This window comes from Streptomyces fradiae, from assembly GCF_041270065.1.
Lineage (GTDB): Bacteria > Actinomycetota > Actinomycetes > Streptomycetales > Streptomycetaceae > Streptomyces.
The window spans coordinates 7,240,478-7,257,885 of record NZ_CP065958.1 but is presented as its reverse complement, the minus strand read 5'-3'; the positions used below and the strand labels follow the sequence as shown (position 1 = coordinate 7,257,885).

Sequence of the window (17,408 nt, the reverse complement as noted above, 5' to 3'; positions counted from 1 at the left end):
GAGATGTGGCCAGGTGTTCGCGGCCTGTGTTCGAGCTGAGGCTACTGATCGCCCGCCGAGAGAGCGAGTGGAAACGGAAATTCTCGATCCGTTCTTGGTCACACGCCAATGGCACGTGCTCCGGGTAAGGAAGAGTTCACGCCTTCAGGTCGTGCAAATTCACGTGCATATGGTCGTGCGGCCCCCTGACCTGCGTTCCGTCGCAGCCCGCGGGCCGGGTGGGCGGATGCCGTGACGCAACGGGCGGCGACTACCGGCCAGTTACCGGATCCGGGCCCGTGGAACGCCGCGCGCCGCCCCCGCACCACCCTCACACGCCGCCCCCGCGGACGGGGCCGATCGGTTGGGAATCCACCGCAACGGAGGGCCCCTTGGCGGCGTTGGGCAGCCCGTGAGACGACAGAATCGGCGGAAACGTCAAACCAGTGCACGCCCAGATCCGCTCCATCCGGGGAATCGGGGGCCGTTCCGGCCCGTCCGGCGCACCCGTCCGATCATGCTGCTCGGCGTGTCTCTCTTGCCTCAGTACCGGTTCTCCCGCTACGGGACGCGGCTGACGCGCCCGCTCGCGGCCGGCGCGCTGGTGTGGTTGCTCACCGCACCGGCCACGCCGGCGACCGCCGACGCGTGCGCCTGGGCCGTGACCGGGCCCGGCGGATCGAGCGGGGTGGCGATCGCGGGGGACGGGCCGTGTCATCCGACCCATCCCCCGCACCCCACGCATCCCCCGCATCCGACCCACCCGCCGCACCCGACCCATCCCCCGAAGCCGACCCACAAGCCCGCGCCGAAACCCCCACCGAAGGCCACTCCCAAACCGAAGCCGCCGGCCCCGCCACCACCCCCGGTGCGCACCACGCCGCCGAGGCCCGCTCCGCCCCCGCCGCCGCGCCCCGCGCCCCCGGCGCCCGAGCCGGAGCCGGCGCCCCCGAGCCCGTCCCCGGTTCCCACGGTGCGGCCCCGGCCCACCCCGGTCGCCCTGCCGCACTACCAGCGCACCGCCCGCGTCAAGCCCAAGAGCACCCCCAACGTGATCACCACGACCCTGCTCGTCACCGCCCCCGCGGTGATCGCGACCGCGATCCTGCGGCCACGCTCCCGCTGACCCCCCGCCCACCCCCTGACCCCTCATCACCCCGCAACGGAGGAAACACCCTTGTCCGAATGGGTTGTGCTCACCATCGCGATGGCCGCCGCGTGCGCCGTCGTGCTGGCCATCGTCGTCATCAACCACCGGCGGATCCCCGAGGACGACGACCCCAGCGAGACCCCCGACGTCATCGAGTACATGACGATGATGATCGGCGTGGTGTACGCGATCGTCCTCGGTCTCGCCATCGCCGGCGTCTGGGAGGCCCGCAGCGCCGCCCAGGAGACGGTGCGCCAGGAGGCCCAGGCGATGCACGAGATCTCGGAGCGCGTCGAGGTCTATCCGCTCGCCACCCGGGAGCGGATCCGCGCCGACATCGACGCCTATGTGCGGTACGTGGTCGAGGACGAGTTCCCGTACATGACCGAGCACGGCGAACTGAGCGACACCGGCACCGAGCTGCTGCAGAAGGTGCGCCGCAGCGTCACGGACTACCAGCCCGCCAACGACTTCGAGGGCCAGGCCTACCAGCCGCTGGTGGACCAGGTCGCGGTCGCCGACGACGCCCGCAACGCGCGCGGCGAGAACGCGGGCGCGACGATGCCCGGGGTGGTGTGGTTCGGCCTCATCACCGGCGCCCTGGTGACCGTGGGCCTGATCTTCACCCTGCAGATCCGGCGCACCGGCCGAGAGGTGCTGCTCGCCGGTCTGTTCAGCGCCCTGATCGCCTTCCTGCTCTTCCTCATCTGGGACTTCGACGCACCGTTCAGCCGGGGCCTGGCGGCCACGGCCGCGCCGTTCGTGGACCTCTTCCCGCAGGTCACGGGCTGACGGAAGGCGCGCGAATGGGCCGAGCGGGGGACATCGGTGCCCCATTCGCGCGTCTGGGATCGCGGCTGTGGTAGGGGGCTCCTAGCGTTTCGGGCATCGAGGTGCATGTCCCGCCTTTCTCGCGGATACCCCTTCCGCGGCTGCTCCTCGGGGACCCGGAGGATTGACCATGCGCGCGATACGTGCCGCGTCCACCGCTCTGCTGGGGGCGGCCGCCCTCGCCCTGGCCGCCCCCCTCGCCGTCGCCGCCGACGGCGCCCCGGCGCCCGCCCGTCAGGCGCCCGGAGCGAAGGCCCCGGGCGATTTCGTCGTGTCGCCCGGGGTCGTCGCGCCCGGCGGCCGGATCACGCTCAGCGCGCCCGGCTGCGCCAGTACGGCGACGGCCTCGGCCGGCATCTTCGACACCGTCACCATCGCCCCGAACTCGCTGGTCACCGCCACCGTGGACGCGGACGCCAAGCGCGGCGCCGTGTACACGGTGACCTTCAACTGCACCGGCGGCATCCAGGGCACCGTCGATCTGACCATCAGCGGCGGCACGCCGGCGACGCCGACGGCCCGGTCGACCGGGCTCGTCACCCCGCGCGGGGTGGCAGGCGGTCTCGGCGGCTCGTTCGACGCCACCGACTCCTGGACCTTCGCGGCCGGCGGAGCGCTTGTGCTCGCCGCGGCGGGCGGTCTGGTCTACGTGATCCGCCGCAGGTCGTCGGCGACCGACGGCCGGCGCCACTGACGGCGCCCGGGAGTGCCGGCGCACCCCGCCCCGTACAAGCCCGTACACGCCCGTCGCCCCCGAGCCCTGGAAACAGGGACTCGGGGGCGACGGGCGTTGCGGGCCGACCGGGAGGTTCGGCCGGTCAGACCCCCGCGCCGGTCGTGCGGCGCCGGCGGGCGATGAACAGCCCCCCGCCCAGCGCCGCGGCGGCGACGAGGCTGCCGCCCACCGCCATCTCGGTGGAGCCCGGGGCGAGCGAGCCGCCCAGACCGCCCTGCGAACCCTGACCTGCAAGCACGCGGAACTGCGTCGTGAGCTTGCGGCCGTTGACGCACGTGGCGGTCACGGTGTGCAGGCCGGGCGTGGCGTTGTCGAAGATGCGGACGCTGACAGTGGAGAACCCCTGGTTGGAGCCCGAGAGGGTGCCGGACGGGAAGGCCGCGGACGAGACCGTGCCCGCGGCGCAGTCCCGGGTGGTGACCAGGAGAAGCGCACCCTGGTGAACCGCGAAGGGGGAGACGGTGATATTGGAATTGTTGTTGTCGCCACCCTTCGGGGCCTGGAAGGAGCCGACGGTCACGCTGCTGGGCCCGTTGGTGGCGGTGGCGAGGGGGGCCGCGAGCCCGAGCGCCGCGAACGCGGTCGCCGTCACCGCCAGAGTGCGTGCAGCACGCATGGTTGAACCTCCAGTGGAAGGCGCCCCAAAGCGGTGCTCCGGGCGATTCGACGAGTACGCCTTCCATGACGAACCATCACAAACCGGAAAAGCCTTCGCATGTCGGCTTTGAGCCGGTCCGGTGAGGAACGACACCGGCCGAATGAGTGGGGAATCTGACGGATCCGCAGGTCACACAGTGTCAGAACGATGATCTGACGATTACTCGGATGGCGGATCACCCGTTCCCCCGGGCGGGGCCGCCGGTACGGGTCGCTCCATCGGCCGACACCCGTTCGCCCCGCTCGGCAGGCCGGTTCGCGTCCGCGCCCTTACCGTTCCCGTGACGCCACCAAGGGAGAACCATGAGCCCCAAGGACTTCAGCCTCTTCGACGCCGCCAGGAGACGCCAACCCTGGGGCGCGCTGGCTCTCGTCATGCTGTCCGGCCTGGCGATAATGCGCAACGGGGTCGGCTTCGAGTCCGGCCCGCCGCAGCCCAGCGCGGCCGCGCGCCCGGTCGCCCGCCCGGTCGCCCCCGCCCCCACGGCCGGCGCCGTCCAGGAGCTGCCGTTCGCCCCCGCCTCACGTATCAGGATCCCGGCCATCCAGGTGGCGGCCCCGCTCATGGACGTGGGCCTGGACGACAACGGCTGGGTCGCCGCCCCGCCGCCCGAGGAGAAGAACCTCGCCGGCTGGTACCAGAACGGCATCGCGCCGGGCATGCGCGGCACCTCCGTCATCGTGGGGCACGTCGACAACCTGGCGGGGCCCGCGGTGTTCTACGGCCTCGGCTCCCTGCAACAGGGCCAGCACATCGAGGTCGACCGTTACGACGGCCGGGTGGCCGTGTTCGAGATCTACGGGGTCGAGGTCTTCGCGAAGAACGACTTCCCCGGAGCCCAGGTGTACGGGGACACCGGACAGCCGGAGCTGCGGGTGATCACGTGCGGCGGCGGCTACTCGCGCGCCCACGGCTACGACGGCAACGTGGTGGTCTTCGCCCGGATGGTCGGTCTCCGCTAGGCGGTCCGTACGGCGGAGGGCCCCGGCACCCACCCAGGTGCCGGGGCCCTTCGCCGTACGTCCGCCGGCTCCGCTCAGCGGCGCGGCACGGTGACGCTGTAGCCCGCGTCGAGGAGCCTGGGCAGATAGCGCTTGAGGGCGGCGACGCTGTGCGAACGGTTGCCGCCCGCGTCGTGGTTGAGGACGACGACGCCCTCGCCCGCGCCGTCCAGGACCCGCTGGACGATGCGGTCGGTGGGCGGCTCCTGCCAGTCGAGGGTGTCCACGGTCCAGGCGAGCGGTTCCATGCCGAGTTCGGCGCCGATCTCGAACGACAGCCTGTTCCACGCCCCGTAGGGCGCCCGGTACCACAATGGCGGTGCGCCCAGGGCCCGTTCGATGACGTCGCTGGTGGAGCCGAGCTCCTCGCGGATGCGCGAGGGCCGCAGTTTGGGCACGAGCGGATGGGACCAGGAGTGGTTGCCGACCACGTGTCCGTCCTCGGCCATCCGCTTGAGCAGGTCCTGGTTGTCGACCGCCATCTCGCCGCAGACGAAGAACATCGCCCGGCAGCCGTGGCGGCGCAGGGTGTCGAGGATCTCCGGGGTGTAGCGCGGGTCGGGGCCGTCGTCGAAGGTGAGCACCATCGAGCGGCCGACGCCGGTGAGATGGAGGAAGGGCCGGGTCCGGACCGGCGGGAGGGCGCGGCGGAAGGCGGGCGGCGCGTAGCCGGTCATCGGCTGGAGCCGGTACGCGGCGGGGCGCAGCCGCGCGGCCCGCGCCTGCGCCTTGGCCGGCGCCCCGCCCCGGGCCTGGCCCTGCGGACCGGCGGCGGGTGCCGGGCGCGCGGGGCGGACCCCGCCCGTCGTGGTCCCCTCGTCCATGCCTCCCAGGCGGTCCGCGGCGAAGACTCCGACGGTGGCGGTGGCGCCCAGGGCGGCGGCGAGGCGCAGCAGCGCCCGACGCCCTGTGGTCGTCTCATCCTTTTTCATGACCAATGGTGCGAACGGTGGACGGCACCGGCCGCGCAGCGACACCGGACCCCCGTCGGAGAACACCTGATGAGCCGATAGCCTCGAAGGGTGAGCGGATTCGAACGAGGTACGGACGGCCCGAAGGTGATCGTCGCCGGGGTCGACGGTTCGGCGTCCTCGCTGCGCGCGGCGGCGTACGCGGCCGGGCTCGCCCGGCGGCAGAACGCGCTGCTCGCGCTCGTGTACGTACAGCCGGTGCTCGCGGCCGGCGCGGCGATGGGGGCACCGGTCTCCGGCGCCACCGAGGAGATCGCCGAGGGTCTGGTGGCCGAGATCCGGGAGTCCGCGGAGCGGGTCAAGGAGATCTTCCAGGTGCGCTGGGAGTTCCACACCTTCCGCGGGGACGCGTACGCGGGTCTGGTCTCGGCCGCCGACGAGCTGAAGGCGGACGCGGTGGTGGTCGGGGCCTCGGAGTCGGCCGGGCACCGTTTCGTGGGGTCGGTGGCGGTGCGCCTGGTCAAGGCGGGCCGCTGGCCGGTCACGGTGGTGCCGTAGACCTCCGGGCTACTCTCCCATGGTCAGTCCGTCGCGGGCCGCGCCCCGGTCGAGGACGACCGAGCGGATGGCGTCGCGGGGCTCGGTGTACTGCGCCTGGCCCGCCCTGATCGCCTCGTTGAGGTTGACCACCCGGCCGCGGGCGGTGTCGAAGAACTGCGGCACGAACTCCGCCTTGGTCACCTCCCAGCGCCGGCCGGGCGAGGTGGGCGGGGCGAAGGTGAAGCGGCCCAGGGTGCCCATGTTGCCGCGCCGGTCGTAGGCGCCCTCGTAGTTGATCATGTCGCCGGCGATCTGGTCGCCCATGCCGTAGACGATCCAGGTGCCGTTCACCTTCTCGTAGGCCTGCGGCACATGGGCGTGGGTGCCGATGATCAGGTCGATGTCGGGGCGGTCGCCGGTACGGGAGGCGGTGAGCGCCCGGCCGAGCGAGAGCTGCTTCTCGTCGGGCGCGGACTGCCATTCGGTGCCCCAGTGGATGGAGACGACCACGACGTCGGCGCCGGCCTTCCGGGCGTCCCGGGCGTCGGAGACGATCTTCTCCGGGTCGATCAGGTTCACGGCCCAGGGCTGCCCCTCGGGGAGCGGATAGCCGTTGGTGTCGTACGTGTAGGCGAGCTGTGCCACGGTCGCCCGGCCGGCCTTGAGCAGGGCGGGACGGGCGGCCTCGTCGGCGCTGCGGGCCGAGCCGGCGTGCCGTACGCCCGCCTTGTCCAGGGCGTCGAGGGTGCGGCGCAGTCCCGCGGCGCCGTCGTCCAGGGTGTGGTTGGAGGCGGTGGAGCAGGAGTCGTAGCCGGTCTCCTTGAGGGCGGCGGCGACCTCGGGCGGGGACTTGAAGGCGGGGTAGCCGGTGTAGGGGCCGCCGGGCTCGCCGTACACCGTCTCCATGTGGCAGATCGCCAGGTCGGCGCGGGAGACCACGGGCTTGACGCCGGAGAGCATGGGGCGGAAGTCGTAGCCGTCGCCGCCCGCGTCGGCGGCGGCCTGCCGGATGATCGAGTCGTGCGGGAGGACGTCGCCGGAGGCCACCAGGGTGAAGGGGGCCGGGGCGGAGGCACCCCCGGGCGCGGCGGGGCGCTGGGGCGACCTGCTCTGCGCGGGACCGTCGCCGGGGCGCTCCGGGGCGCGGTCGGCGACGGCGCAGCCGGCGGCCGTGGTGAGCAGGACGGCGGCGAGGACGGCCGTGCCGGGTCGGGTGCGTGGGGTCATCTGCCGGACTCCGCTGGTTCGTAGGATGAACAGCTGTTCCTATGAATTCACCGGGGGCGATAAGCCTCAGTCAAGGTTCAATGCCGCAACAGGCGATAAACCCGCTGAATCGGACGCACGCCTTCCGCCCGTCCGTTCACCGCACCATTCACCGCTCGGTGCGACCGTTCGTCGCAGATCCCGGTTCGTTCCCTGTCGTCCGGCGTCCGGATGCGTTCACATACGGCGCATGACGACGGCACTGACGCCACCGACCGCACCGGCGGCGACCACCGACGAGCGGGCCCTGAAGGAGCTCCAGCGCGAACACGGCCCGGCCCTGCTCTCCTTCCTGCTCGGACTGACCCAGGGCGACCGGCAGCGGGCCGAGGACCTGGTGCAGGAGACCCTGGTCCGCGCGTGGCTGCACCCCGAGGCCTTCGACTCCTCCTACACCTCCATGCGGCCCTGGCTGTTCACGGTCGCCCGGCGGCTCGCCATCGACGCCCGCCGCTCCCGGCTCTCCCGGCCCACCGAGATCGGCGACGAACTGCTCGCCGTCACCGCCGACCCGGCCGACGCCACCGAGTCCGCCGTCGCCGCGCTCGACGTCCGGGCGGCGGTACGCGGACTGCGCCCCGAGCACCGGGCGGTCCTGGTCCGGCTCTACTTCCACGGGCTCACCGTCAACGAGGCCGCCGCCGATCTCGGCATCCCGGCCGGCACCGTCAAGTCCCGCTCCCACTACGCCCTGCGCCAGCTCGGGCACCGGCTGCCCGGCTACCGGCCGCGCCGTCGCGGACCCGTTGCCCGGTCCGCGGCCGGGGCCCCACAATGACGCCCGTGACAACGACGCCCGTGCCGCTGGCCCCCGCCGCCGCCGAAAAGATCCTCGCCGACAACTTCGCCCCCTGGGTGCTCGACCTCGGACTCTCGGTCGAGTCCGTCGGCGAGCGGGAGGCCGTCCTCCGGCTCCCCTGGTCCGACCGGCTCGCCCGCGAGGGCGGCGGCCTGTCCGGCCAGGCGCTGATGGCCGCCGCCGACACGGCGACCGTGATCGCGGTGGCCGCCGCCCGCGGCGGCTTCGTCCCGATGACCACCGTGCAGCAGTCGATCAGCTTCCAGCGGCCGGTGGTCGGCGCCGACGTCCTGGTGCGGGCCCGGCTCACCAAGACCGGCAAGCGGATGGCCTTCGCGGACATCACCATGACGGCCGAGGGCGGCGAGGACATCGCCGCGCACGCGACCGCGGTCTACGCGCTGCTCGGCTGAGCCGCGCCTCCCCCGCCCCGCTCTTCACCCCCGTCACACGGCGCCCACCAGCACCGATGCGGCGGGGACGGACATCCGAATCCCCCCGGTCCAGTTCGCCGAACCGGCCCCGCGCGCGGCCTTCTCGGAGGAGGCTCGTCCCCGGGGCGAACAGGACCTGGGGTCCAGGAGAACCGGGAGAAGGTGGAACCGTGCTGCCCGAGAGCACGAACGGCGCCGGTGGCGGCGGAGGCGGACTCGCCGTACCGATGGACTGGCTGTGCGCCGAGTACGTTGCTGATGACGTGATGCGCGCGAGCGGGCTCGTCGCGCCCGGCTCGCTGGAGTTCCGGGCGGGGGTGCGCACCCTCGCCCTGACCGTCCTGCTCGACGGGCCGGGCCTCGACGGCTGGCTGCGCCGCACCGCGCACGACCACCCGTGGGACGCCTGGGTGACCGCCCGCCTCGCGGCCCCGCCCGCCGCCACCCCGGCGCCCGATCTTGCCCTGGCCCGGGACACCTGGCGGCTGCTCCGGGACACCGAGCTGCGAGCCGCCGATCTGGCCGGGCTCGCCGGTCTCGGCGGGGTCCGCGCCCTGGACGAGGAGCGCCAGGTGTGGCTGCCCGCCTGGCAGTTGGGCGTGGCCCTGAGCCATCTCGCGCTGCACCTCTGCTGACCGGCCGGCGGACCGCCTGATCAGCCCAGGTCAGCCCCGGGCGCGCCGCATCAGCAGGTCGCGCAGTTCCCGGGCGTGCCGGCGGGAGACGGCGAGGACGGCCTCGCCGACCCGGACCGAGGTCGCGCCGCCGTCCAGGCGCAGTTCGTCGATCCGGCCGAGCGCGACCAGATGGCTGCGGTGGATCCGTACGAAGCCGCGCGCGGCCCAGCGCTCCTCCAGGACGGAGAGCGGGATGCGCACCAGATGGCTGCCCTGGTCGGTGTGGAGCCGGGCGTAGTCGCCGTGCGCCTCCACGTACGCGATGTCGTCGACGGCCACGAAGCGGGTGACGCCGCCGAGTTCGACCGGGATCTGCTCGGCCGCGGGCGCCGCCGCCGGGGCGGCCGCGGCACCGGCGTGCACCAGGTCGCGGACCCGCCGTACGGCCTCGGCGAGCCGTTCCCGGCGGACCGGCTTGAGCACATAGTCGACGGCCTCCAGGTCGAAGGCCTGGACGGCGAAGCCCTCGTGGGCGGTGACGAAGACGATCAGCGGGGGCCGGGCGAGGCCGCCGAGCAGCCGGGCCAGGTCCAGGCCGCCGAGGCCGGGCATGTGGATGTCGAGGAAGACCACGTCGATGCCCTCGGGCCCGTCGGGCCCGGACTCGACGGCCCGGCCGATCCTGCGCAGCGCCTCGGTGGCGTCGCCCGCGCCCTCGGCGGTGCGCACGCGCGGGTCGGCCCGCAGCAGGTAGAGCAGTTCCTCGAGGGCCGGCGCCTCGTCGTCGACGGCCAGTACGCGCAGCATGCCCGCGAGTGTATTTCAGCGCTATTTGAGCAGCTTGGACAGGCGGCGGTCGGCGAGCGGCCTGCCGCCGGTCTGGCATGTGGGGCAGTACTGGAGCGAGGAGTCGCTGAAGGAGACGCTGCGGACGGTGTCGCCGCACACCGGGCAGGGCTCGCCCGCGCGGCCGTGCACCCGCAGGCCGCTCTTCTTCTCGGCCTTGAGCTTGCCGGCGGCGAGCCCGTGGGAGCGGTCGACGGCCTCGGCGAGGGTGGTGCGCAGCGCCTCGTACAAGGCGGCGGTCTCCGCCGCAGTGAGGTTCTGGACGGGCTTGAACGGGGACATCTTCGCCGCGTGCAGGATCTCGTCGCTGTACGCGTTGCCGATGCCGGCGATCAGGCTCTGGTCGCGCAGCGCGCCCTTGATCTGGCGCCGTTCGCCGGCGAGCAGGGCGGTGAAGGCGGCGAGGTCGAACTCCGCGGCGAGCGGGTCGGGGCCGAGGCGGGCGACGCCGGGCACCTCGTGGGGGTCGTGGACGACGTACACGGCGAGGCGTTTGGTGGTGCCGGCCTCGGTGAGGTCGAAGCCGTCGCCGCCGGTGAGCGCGACCCGCAGCGCGAGCGGCCCCTTGCCCGGTTTCGGCGGGCCGGACGGCAGGACGTCCTTCCAGTGCAGCCAGCCGGCCCGGGCGAGATGGGTGACCAGGTGCAGCTCGCCCGCCGGGCCCTCGGTCGCGAGGTCGAGGAACTTGCCGTGCCGGGCCGTGCCGGTGACCCGGGCGCCGTCGAGGGCGGTGACCGGCGGATCGTAGGTCTTGAGCACGCTGATCGCGACGGGCAGCACGCGGGCGATCTCCTTGCCCACGAGGTGCTCGTCGAGGAACGCGCGGAGGGCTTCGACCTCGGGCAGCTCGGGCATGCCCCCACCCTGCCGTACGCGCCGGGCGCGCGCCCGTCGGACGCGCGCCCCGCCCCGTACCGCCGGGTCAGGACCCTTCGGCCCACTCCCCCGGCTGCTCGGTGGCGAACTCGCACCACACGCATTTGCCGCCGCCGCGCGGTTCGACGCCCCACGCGTCGGAGAGGCGTTCGACCAAGAGCAGTCCGCGGCCGGAGACCCCGGACTCGCCGGCCTCGCGGCGGCGCGGCAGGGCGCTGGAGCGGTCCTCGACCTCGACCCGGAGGCGGCGTTCGGGGCCGGTCAGCATCCGCAGGGTGACGATGGCGCCGCCGTCGGTGTGCATCAGGGCGTTGGTCGTCAGCTCGTCGGCGACCAGCTCGATCTCGTCGGAGCGGCTGCCGGCGCCCCAGGCGCGGACGGCGGCGCGGATCATGTGGCGGGCGGAGCTGAGGGCTTCGGGGTCGTTCTGGCCGACGTGCTGCTGGAGCCGGCCGCCGGCCTGCGGCGAGCGGTCGCCCTCGCGGCGCAGCAGCAGCACGGCGACGTCGTCCTCGCCGCCGCGCTCGTCGACGACGTCGCAGAGGTGGTCGGCGAGCAGCCCGAGGTCCCGGGGGCCGCGCCGGACCAGCGAGGTGAGCCACTGCAGGCCCTCGTCGAGGTCGGCGCCCGGCTTCTCGACCAGGCCGTCGGTGTAGAGCAGCAGGGTCTGGCCGGGGTCGAGCTCGACGGCGGTGACCGGGTATTCGAGGCGCCCGAACTCGGCGGACAGGCCGAGCGGCAGTCCGCCCTCGACGGGCAGCCGGCGGGCACTGCCGTCGCGGTCCTGGAGCATCGGGTCGACGTGCCCGGCGCGCACGATCTGGACGAGTCCGGTGGCGGGGTCGGTCTCGGCGTAGGTGCAGGTGGCGAAGCGTTCGGTGTCGAGTTCGTGGAGGAAGACGGAGGCGCGGGCCATGACGGTGGCGGGGGTGTGGCCCTCGGCGGCGTAGGCGCGCAGCACGATCCGCAGCTGGCCCATGACGGCGGCGGCGTGGGTGTCGTGGCCCTGGACGTCGCCGATGACGGCGCCGACCCGGCCTCCGGGCAGCGGGATGATGTCGTACCAGTCGCCGCCGATGTCCCGGCCGAGCCGGGCGGAGCGGTAGCGGACGGCGATCTGCGCGCCAGGCACGTCGGGGATGCGGCGCGGCAGCATCGCCTGCTGCAGGCCTTCGGCGAGGTCGTGGTCCTGCTCGTAGAGCATGGCGCGCTGGAGGCTCTGGGCGATGGAGCTGCCGAGGGCGACGAGCAGGTTGCGCTCGTCGGGGCTGAAGCCGGTCCGGTCGCTGTAGAGCAGGCCGAGGGCGCCGATGGGGCGGGCCTGGGCGATCAGCGGGAGGTAGGCGGCGGAGGTGATGCCGAGGCCGCTGATGTGGGGCCACAGGATCGGGTAGGAGGCGGCGAAGTCCTCCGGGGACTCGATGAAGCGGGGGTTGAGGGTGCGGACGACCTCGCTCATCGGGTACGGCTCGTCCACGCGGGTGAACCGGGTGCCCGGCACGAAGGCGCCGGCGGGTCCCTCGGCCACCAGGTGGATGCGGCCCGATTCGAGCAGGCCCATGACGAGGCTGGCGGCGCCGAAGTGTGCCAGGCCCTGGGAGTCGTTCAGGAGGTCGATGATGTCCTGCACGGTGCGGGCGTGGGCGAGGGCGGCGGTCATGCCCTCGACGACGCTGGTGCGCTGTCGGCGGCCCTCGTCGAGGCCGAGCCGGGCGGCGGACTCGGTGAGCTCCTCGGAGGCGTCGCGGACGAGGCCGATGATGCGCACGGGGCGCCCGTCGGCGTCGCGGCGGACCACGCCCTGGGTGTGGGTCCAGCGCTGGACGCCGTCCCGGGTGCGGATGCGGAAGTAGGCGCCGTAGTGCGCGCTGCCGTCCTTGAGGGCCTGGGCGACCAGGGAGTCGAGCCGGCGGCCCTCGTCGGTCAGGACGCGGGAACCGAGGGTCGCCGGGTCGCCGTCGTACTCGTCGGCGGGCATGTCGAAGACGTCGAGGGCGCCCTCGTCCATGGTCATCCGGCCGGTGAGCAGGTCCCAGTCGAAGCTGCCCATCCGGAATTCCCGGCCGAAGTCGTGGAGGAAGCAGCAGGTGGTCCCCGCCGAGCCCGCCGCGTCCACCGTGCAGCGGCACGGCTCGGCCGCCGTCCCGCCCCCTCTGCCCGCAGTCATGGGGCCACGCTAGGCGTCGCGTCGGCCGTACGCACGGCGAAGATCGGCACAGGTTCGCAACAACGTTCGCAGCCAGGTCGGCGACAAGGTTCGCGACAAGGTCCGTCAGCCCTCGAAGGTCTCGGGCTGATGGGGCGCGGTGTCGCCGGGGAGCAGTTCCTCGAACGAGGGCGGCGGCTCGGGCTGCGGCTGCTGCTCGCCGGGCCCGTCCGGCACGACCGGCAGCTCCGGCCCGACCGGACCGTCGGGGCCTGGCGGTACGTCGGGGGTGGGCGCGGGTGCGGTGTCGTCCGGCATCGGCGGGGCGACGGGGTCGCCCGGCCGCTCGTTCTCGCGGGGCGCGGAGGGGGTGTGGTGCGGCACGACCGGGACCGAGGGGGCGGTGGAGGGGGCGTTGGGGTCGGGCACCGGCTGGGGCGGGTTGGTGACCAGGTCGCAGGAGGCCGGGTCGCAGGAGGGCAGGACGTCGGGCCTGCGGTCCTGGTCGCCGTCGGTGCCGGTGCGGCGCTCCAGCCAGGTGTTGTCGGCGGCGCTGGCGATCACCAGGCTGCCGACGGTGCCGCTGGTGGGGGTGATGACGACGACCCGTTCGGGGCGGTAGCCGGGCCAGGGCTCGCCGGTGTGCACGGCGCCGTCGGCGGCGGCCGGGGAGCGCAGCGGGTTACCGCAGGCGCAGCGGACCCGGGGGGTGCCGTACTGGTCGACGAGGACGGCGGTGCCGGCCTGGAGCACGGACTGGAAGGAGGTGGCGCGGCCGTTCTGGAAGCCGTGCCCGGTGACCCGGGTGTCGGCGCGCAGCAGGACCGGGGTGAGGCCGCGCAGCCAGTCGGCGAGGTTGCTCTCGGGGATGCCCGCGGACTCGGCGAAGGCGCGGGCCTTGCCGGGTTCGGCGGTGAGGTAGGAGACCTGCTGCTCGACGTTGCAGCTGGCGACGGAGCGGGTGCCGCCGTAGAGGCCGGGGGTGGAGCCGGTGAGGGCGTGCCCGGCCGGTGCGGGGTCGGAGACGCCGGTGACGGGCGGCGCCTCCTGCTGCACGGGGGCGCCCTCCTGGGCGGTGGAGGGGGTGAAGGGGGCGGGGCCCTGGCTGCCGGCGGGCTGGAGCAGCACCTCGCGGGCGGGCCCCGTGGCGCTCTGCTCGGCGCCGGGCTCGCCCGGGTCGCCGCCGGAGCAGCCCGCGAGGAGGAGGGCCGAGGCCAGTGCGGCGAGCGTGCGCGCGGCGGTGCGCGAGGGCCCTCGGCCGTGTCCTGGTGGTGTCGAGGGCCGTGGTCTGGCTGCGTCGCGCACTGGGTCTCCCGCCTATCCGCCCCCGGTCGTTCCTTCATGTCTGCCGCAGGCCCCGGGGCCCCGCAATCCGGGCGCGTCCATCCGGCGCCGCACCGCGTGCGCCCCGTCACCCGAACCGCCACTTGAACACGTTCAAGGAAGGCTCTAGGCTCATCACCGAAAGGGTTGAACATGTTCAACCGATCTCGCTCGTGGGGGTGACGGTGCCGTGTCCGTGCTCGTCGGACTGATCGTGATGCTGGGGATGCTGGTCGTCGTGCCCGTCGGGCTCCGGCTGCTCGACGGACCGCAGCCGGCCACCCTGCGCCTGCTGCGCCGCGCCTGGCCGCTGCTCGCGCTGCCCGGCGCGGTCGCCCTGTGGCTGCCGCGCTCACCGCTCGCCGTCGCCCTCGCGTCGGTCTACGCCCTGGCCACCCTGGCCCTCGCCCTGCACGCGCCGGTCCGGCTCGCGCTCACGCGGTCCATGGCCCCCGCCGAGATCGCGGCGCTCACCGCGCTCGTCACGCCGGCCGTCGCGGGGCTCGCCCTGGCCGCCGAGCGCGCCGGGTACCAGCTGTTCGGCTTCGAGCTCGGCATCCTGGCCCTCACCGTGCCGCACTTCCACTTCGCGGGCTTCGCCGCCGCCCTGGTCGCCGGCCTCGTCTGCCGTACGGCGGACAGCCGGGGCACCCGGTTCGCCGCGCTCAGCGTCCCGCTCGGCACCCTGCTCGTCCTCCTCGGCTACTTCGTCGACGACTGGGCCGAGCTCGCCGGTGCCCTCGTCCTCACCGCCGGGATGTGGGCCGTCGCCCTCGCCACCTGGCGCGAGCTGCGCGCCGACGCCCCCGACCGGGTCACCAGGTCGCTGCTCGCCACCTCGGCCGCCGTTCTGGTCGCCACCATGCTGCTCGCCCTGAGCTGGGCGCTCGGCGAGGCCACCGGCGTGCCGCACCCGAGCCTGACCTGGATGGCCGCGACGCACGGCCTCGGCAACGCCCTCGGCTTCGCCCTCTGCTCGCTGCTCGCCTGGCGCCGGCTCGCCCCGGCCCGTACCGCCGCCCCTGCCCGTACCCCTGTCGCCGTCCCCGCCCACCGAACGGAGCTCCCGGCATGACCCGCCTCATCCGCAGTCTCTCGGACACCCCCACCCCCGGCACCAGCTACCCCGAGGTCGGCGCCACCCGCACCGGCCCGCTGCCCGCCGGCTACCACCACCTCCACCACACCGTCCGGATCGGCCACGGCCGGGCCGTGTACGAGGCGGCCGGCGCCGCCGTCACCACCTGGGCGATGCACCGCGCGACCGGCGCCCGGGTGCACAGCGCGGCCGACCGCGCCGCGCCCGGCGTCACCCTGGAGGTCTCGCTCGGCCTCGGCCCGGTCCGCTTCACCGCGCCCTGCCAGGTGATCTGGACGACGTACACGGAACGCGAGACCGGCTTCGCCTACGGCACCCGCGCCGGGCACCCGGAGTGCGGCGAGGAGTCCTTCGTGGTCGACCTGCACGAGAACGGCGACGTGTGGTTCACGGTCACCGCCTTCAGCCGCGCCGCCGCCTGGTACACCCGGCTCGGCGGGCCCGTCGTGCGCTTCCTGCAGCACGCCTACGCCCGCCGGCTCGGCCGCGCCCTCACGGCTCTCGCCGCCGGCCGATGAGAGTTACGCTCGTTCCGTACTCACCCCGCGCACCTCTTCGAGGAGGCGGCCATGAGCCAGTACGACGAGTACACCAGCCCCTCGCAGGCCGAGGGCGAGCGCCTCGACGAGGACATGGACGAGCAGCAGAAGGCGCACGTCCACCCGCAGGTCACCCGGACCACCCCCTCCCAGGCCGAGGGTGAGCGGACCGCGGACGAGGACGAGCGAAAGGGCTGACCGCCCGCGCCCGGCGCGATGGACTGGTTCACCGCCCCCGACTACTGGCTGAGCCGGATCGTCTTCCAGCGGGGGCTCGCCGGCCTCTATCTCGTCGCCTTCCTGTCGGCGGCGCTGCAGTTCCGGGCGCTGATCGGCGCCCGCGGCATGCTGCCCGTGCCCGACTTCGTACGGGCGGTGCCGGCCCGCCGCGCGCCCAGCCTCTTCCAGTGGCGCTACTCCGACCGTCTCTTCGCCGCCGTCGCCTGGAGCGGCGCCGCCCTCGCCCTCGCCCTGGTGGCGGGGGCCGGTGACGCGGTGCCGCTGCCGGTGTCGATGCTGCTGTGGCTGCTGGCCTGGGCGCTCTATCTGTCGATCGTGAACGTCGGGCAGACCTGGTACTCCTTCGGCTGGGAGTCGCTGCTCCTGGAGACCGGCTTCCTCGCCGTGCTGCTCGGCAACGACGACACCGGGCCGCCGGTCCTGGTCCTCTTCCTGCTCCGCTGGCTGCTCTTCCGGGTCGAGTTCGGCGCCGGGCTGATCAAGATCCGCGGCGACCGCTGCTGGCGCGACCTCACCTGCCTGTACCACCACCACGAGACCCAGCCGATGCCCGGCCCGCTGAGCTGGTTCTTCCACCACATCCCCGGACCGCTGCACAAGGTCGAGTGCGCCGCCAACCATGTCGTCCAGCTCGGCGTTCCGGTGCTGCTCTTCGCCCCGCAGCCGGTCGCCACGATCGCCGCGGGCCTGATGATCGTCACCCAGCTGTGGCTGGTGCTCTCCGGCAACTTCGCCTGGCTGAACTGGATCACCATCGTGCTCGCGCTCTCCGCCGTGGACGGTTCGCTCCTCGCCGGCGACGACCACCCGCAGCCGGAGGCGCCGCTCTGGTACGTGGTCGTGGTCTGCGCCGCCACCGCCCTGATCCTGGTGCAGAGCCGGCACCCGGTGCGCAATCTGCTCTCCAGGCGGCAGGCGATGAACCGGTCCTTCGACGTGCTGCACCTGGTCAACACGTACGGGGCCTTCGGCACGGTCGGCCGGGTGCGCGACGAGATCGTGGTCGAGGGCACCGCCGAGCCCGGGCTGCCGCACGCGGGGACCGAGTGGCGGGAGTACGGGTTCAAGGGCAAGCCGGGCGACCCGCGCCGGATGCCGCGCCAGTTCGCCCCGTACCATCTGCGGCTCGACTGGCTGATGTGGTTCGCGGCGCTCTCCCCCGGCTACGCCCGCGACTGGTTCGGCCCGTTCGTGGAGCGGCTGCTCGCCGGGGACCGGGACACCCTGCGGCTGCTCCGGCACAACCCGTTCCCGGACGAACCGCCGGTCTATGTGCGGGCCCGGCTCTACCGCTATCGCTTCACCACCTGGAGCGAACTGCGGGAGACCGGGGCCTGGTGGCACCGGACACTGCTGCGCGAGTACCTGCCGCCGGTTGCCCTGCGGGAGCCCGCCGGGCGCAGGCCGGCCGGTTGAC

The 17,408-nt window shown here is 73.8% G+C and carries 19 protein-coding genes; 12 read left to right on the top strand and 7 right to left on the bottom strand.

What is annotated here, in order from left to right:
* Positions 1–508: 508 nt before the first annotated feature.
* The 3 genes from JAO84_RS32975 (at position 509) to JAO84_RS32965 (ending at position 2,654) form a co-directional block, all read left to right on the top strand.
* The gene (locus JAO84_RS32975; protein WP_370416125.1) at positions 509–1,105 is read left to right on the top strand and encodes a hypothetical protein; all 597 of its coding nucleotides are present in this window, start codon (positions 509–511) and stop codon (positions 1,103–1,105) included.
* Between the two features lie 51 nt (positions 1,106–1,156).
* Entirely contained in the window at positions 1,157–1,921 is a 765-nt protein-coding gene (locus JAO84_RS32970) for a DUF4239 domain-containing protein (protein ID WP_265867663.1), read from the top strand.
* Positions 1,922–2,090: 169 nt separating this feature from the next.
* Positions 2,091–2,654 carry a hypothetical protein gene (locus JAO84_RS32965; RefSeq protein WP_370416124.1) on the top strand — a complete coding sequence of 188 codons (564 nt, stop codon included), beginning with the start codon at positions 2,091–2,093 and terminating at the stop codon, positions 2,652–2,654.
* 124 nt (positions 2,655–2,778) lie between these two features.
* Here JAO84_RS32965 and JAO84_RS32960 read toward each other — a convergent pair whose 3' ends face one another.
* Positions 2,779–3,312: a hypothetical protein gene (locus JAO84_RS32960; protein ID WP_370416123.1), complete on the bottom strand. Its 534-nt coding sequence runs from the start codon at positions 3,310–3,312 to the stop codon at positions 2,779–2,781.
* 344 nt (positions 3,313–3,656) lie between these two features.
* On the opposite strand from JAO84_RS32960, the gene JAO84_RS32955 reads away from it, so the two are divergent.
* Complete coding sequence (locus JAO84_RS32955; protein WP_370416122.1) at positions 3,657–4,316, top strand: class F sortase; 660 nt, start codon at positions 3,657–3,659, stop codon at positions 4,314–4,316.
* Positions 4,317–4,390: 74 nt separating this feature from the next.
* On the opposite strand, the gene JAO84_RS32950 is transcribed toward JAO84_RS32955, so the two are convergent.
* On the bottom strand, positions 4,391–5,287 hold the full coding sequence (locus tag JAO84_RS32950; protein WP_370416121.1) for a polysaccharide deacetylase family protein: 897 nt from the start codon (positions 5,285–5,287) through the stop codon (positions 4,391–4,393).
* Positions 5,288–5,377: 90 nt separating this feature from the next.
* Here JAO84_RS32950 and JAO84_RS32945 point away from each other — a divergent pair, with 90 nt between their 5' ends.
* Complete coding sequence (locus tag JAO84_RS32945) at positions 5,378–5,824, top strand: universal stress protein (protein WP_265867658.1); 447 nt, start codon at positions 5,378–5,380, stop codon at positions 5,822–5,824.
* A 9-nt stretch (positions 5,825–5,833) separates the two neighbouring features.
* On the opposite strand, the gene JAO84_RS32940 is transcribed toward JAO84_RS32945, so the two are convergent.
* Complete coding sequence (locus JAO84_RS32940; protein ID WP_370416120.1) at positions 5,834–7,033, bottom strand: CapA family protein; 1,200 nt, start codon at positions 7,031–7,033, stop codon at positions 5,834–5,836.
* Positions 7,034–7,262: 229 nt separating this feature from the next.
* On the opposite strand from JAO84_RS32940, the gene JAO84_RS32935 reads away from it, so the two are divergent.
* From JAO84_RS32935 to JAO84_RS32925, 3 genes are all read left to right on the top strand, one after another.
* Positions 7,263–7,850 (top strand): sigma-70 family RNA polymerase sigma factor, encoded by a 588-nt coding sequence (locus JAO84_RS32935; RefSeq protein WP_370416119.1) that lies wholly within the window; start codon positions 7,263–7,265, stop codon positions 7,848–7,850.
* Between the two features lie 20 nt (positions 7,851–7,870).
* Positions 7,871–8,284, top strand: a complete 414-nt coding sequence (locus tag JAO84_RS32930; RefSeq protein WP_370416932.1) for a PaaI family thioesterase — start codon at positions 7,871–7,873, stop codon at positions 8,282–8,284.
* A 191-nt stretch (positions 8,285–8,475) separates the two neighbouring features.
* Entirely contained in the window at positions 8,476–8,940 is a 465-nt protein-coding gene (locus tag JAO84_RS32925) for a hypothetical protein (RefSeq protein ID WP_370416118.1), read from the top strand.
* A gap of 30 nt (positions 8,941–8,970) precedes the next feature.
* On the opposite strand, the gene JAO84_RS32920 is transcribed toward JAO84_RS32925, so the two are convergent.
* The 4 genes from JAO84_RS32920 to JAO84_RS32905 form a co-directional block, all read right to left on the bottom strand.
* Positions 8,971–9,729, bottom strand: coding sequence for a LytR/AlgR family response regulator transcription factor (locus JAO84_RS32920; protein ID WP_370416117.1), 759 nt, complete (start codon positions 9,727–9,729; stop codon positions 8,971–8,973).
* Positions 9,730–9,750: 21 nt separating this feature from the next.
* Positions 9,751–10,623, bottom strand: coding sequence for an Fpg/Nei family DNA glycosylase (locus JAO84_RS32915; protein WP_370416116.1), 873 nt, complete (start codon positions 10,621–10,623; stop codon positions 9,751–9,753).
* Positions 10,624–10,690: 67 nt separating this feature from the next.
* Positions 10,691–12,811, bottom strand: coding sequence for a SpoIIE family protein phosphatase (locus tag JAO84_RS32910; protein ID WP_370416115.1), 2,121 nt, complete (start codon positions 12,809–12,811; stop codon positions 10,691–10,693).
* A 105-nt stretch (positions 12,812–12,916) separates the two neighbouring features.
* The gene (locus JAO84_RS32905; RefSeq protein ID WP_370416114.1) at positions 12,917–14,095 is read right to left on the bottom strand and encodes a DUF6777 domain-containing protein; all 1,179 of its coding nucleotides are present in this window, start codon (positions 14,093–14,095) and stop codon (positions 12,917–12,919) included.
* 208 nt (positions 14,096–14,303) lie between these two features.
* Here JAO84_RS32905 and JAO84_RS32900 point away from each other — a divergent pair, with 208 nt between their 5' ends.
* The 4 genes from JAO84_RS32900 to JAO84_RS32885 are packed head-to-tail and all read left to right on the top strand — an operon-like array spanning position 14,304 to position 17,407.
* Positions 14,304–15,188, top strand: coding sequence for a YndJ family protein (locus JAO84_RS32900; protein ID WP_370416113.1), 885 nt, complete (start codon positions 14,304–14,306; stop codon positions 15,186–15,188).
* Positions 15,185–15,730, top strand: a complete 546-nt coding sequence (locus tag JAO84_RS32895; protein WP_370416112.1) for a DUF1990 family protein — start codon at positions 15,185–15,187, stop codon at positions 15,728–15,730. Before JAO84_RS32900 ends, JAO84_RS32895 begins: the two co-directional genes overlap by 4 nt.
* A gap of 51 nt (positions 15,731–15,781) precedes the next feature.
* On the top strand, positions 15,782–15,949 hold the full coding sequence (locus JAO84_RS32890; protein ID WP_370416111.1) for a hypothetical protein: 168 nt from the start codon (positions 15,782–15,784) through the stop codon (positions 15,947–15,949).
* An 18-nt stretch (positions 15,950–15,967) separates the two neighbouring features.
* Positions 15,968–17,407: a lipase maturation factor family protein gene (locus JAO84_RS32885; protein ID WP_370416110.1), complete on the top strand. Its 1,440-nt coding sequence runs from the start codon at positions 15,968–15,970 to the stop codon at positions 17,405–17,407.
* The last annotated feature ends 1 nt before the right edge of the window (position 17,408 follow it).

Coding starts and splice junctions, on each gene's coding strand:
- JAO84_RS32910 (WP_370416115.1), bottom strand. CDS start 12,811: ATGACTGCGGGCAGAGGGGGCGGGACGGCGGCCGAGCCGTGCCGCTGC.
- JAO84_RS32955 (WP_370416122.1), top strand. CDS start 3,657: ATGAGCCCCAAGGACTTCAGCCTCTTCGACGCCGCCAGGAGACGCCAA.
- JAO84_RS32940 (WP_370416120.1), bottom strand. CDS start 7,033: ATGACCCCACGCACCCGACCCGGCACGGCCGTCCTCGCCGCCGTCCTG.
- JAO84_RS32885 (WP_370416110.1), top strand. CDS start 15,968: ATGGACTGGTTCACCGCCCCCGACTACTGGCTGAGCCGGATCGTCTTC.
- JAO84_RS32935 (WP_370416119.1), top strand. CDS start 7,263: ATGACGACGGCACTGACGCCACCGACCGCACCGGCGGCGACCACCGAC.
- JAO84_RS32920 (WP_370416117.1), bottom strand. CDS start 9,729: ATGCTGCGCGTACTGGCCGTCGACGACGAGGCGCCGGCCCTCGAGGAA.
- JAO84_RS32950 (WP_370416121.1), bottom strand. CDS start 5,287: ATGAAAAAGGATGAGACGACCACAGGGCGTCGGGCGCTGCTGCGCCTC.
- JAO84_RS32960 (WP_370416123.1), bottom strand. CDS start 3,312: ATGCGTGCTGCACGCACTCTGGCGGTGACGGCGACCGCGTTCGCGGCG.
- JAO84_RS32890 (WP_370416111.1), top strand. CDS start 15,782: ATGAGCCAGTACGACGAGTACACCAGCCCCTCGCAGGCCGAGGGCGAG.
- JAO84_RS32895 (WP_370416112.1), top strand. CDS start 15,185: ATGACCCGCCTCATCCGCAGTCTCTCGGACACCCCCACCCCCGGCACC.
- JAO84_RS32915 (WP_370416116.1), bottom strand. CDS start 10,623: ATGCCCGAGCTGCCCGAGGTCGAAGCCCTCCGCGCGTTCCTCGACGAG.
- JAO84_RS32965 (WP_370416124.1), top strand. CDS start 2,091: ATGCGCGCGATACGTGCCGCGTCCACCGCTCTGCTGGGGGCGGCCGCC.